The sequence below is a fragment of the Ornithinimicrobium sp. F0845 genome (assembly GCF_023015765.1).
In the GTDB taxonomy this organism is placed as follows: domain Bacteria; phylum Actinomycetota; class Actinomycetes; order Actinomycetales; family Dermatophilaceae; genus Ornithinicoccus.
The window spans coordinates 1-661 of sequence record NZ_JALKAL010000042.1 but is presented as its reverse complement, the minus strand read 5'-3'; the positions used below and the strand labels follow the sequence as shown (position 1 = coordinate 661).

Genomic DNA, 661 nt, shown 5'->3' with positions numbered 1-661 from the left:
GTCGGTAACACCCGAAGCCGGTGGCCCAACCCCTTTGTGGGAGGGAGCCGTCGAAGGTGGGACTGGTGATTGGGACTAAGTCGTAACAAGGTAGCCGTACCGGAAGGTGCGGCTGGATCACCTCCTTTCTAAGGAGCAACAGCCCCGCTGACGCACACGACCCTTGATGGCCTTGCGCCTGGTGGGGTGGTGGTTGGTGGGGTGGTTTGGTTCTGCACGGACGAGTGTTCCGTGGGGCCGAGCTCTGGGTGGAACATCGGTTATGGTGCCCGCACCTGGTGGTGTGGCTGCTGCTAGTACGACCCTCTTCATCTTGTGTGGGGGGTGTGGAACGTGGTGGTCGTGCCGGGTGGGTGTGGGTGTGACACGTTGTTGGGTCCTGAGGGATCGGGCCCCTGACACGACCCCCTTGTGTTCGTGTGCCTGCTTGCTGCCGTTGTGTGGTGGGTGGTCACGGGTAGGGGGGTGGTGGTTGGGTGGTTCGGTGTCTTTGGAGTGCAGGGCCCTGGTGGTTCCCATACCACCGTGCTGGTTGACCTGTTGTGGGTTGGGTGGTGCGGGTTTGGTGGGGGCGTGGCTGGGGTTGTCTGTTTGTATGTTGAGAACTACACAGTGGACGCGAGCATCTTTGTGGCTTTAAGTTTTTAAGTGCACATGGTGG

1 rRNA gene is annotated in these 661 nt (G+C 60.7%); it reads left to right on the top strand.

The features are described 5' to 3' along the window. A 16S ribosomal RNA gene (locus tag MWU75_RS19645) occupies positions 1 to 128 on the top strand; the annotation flags it as partial. Between the last annotated feature and the right edge of the window lie 533 nt (positions 129 to 661).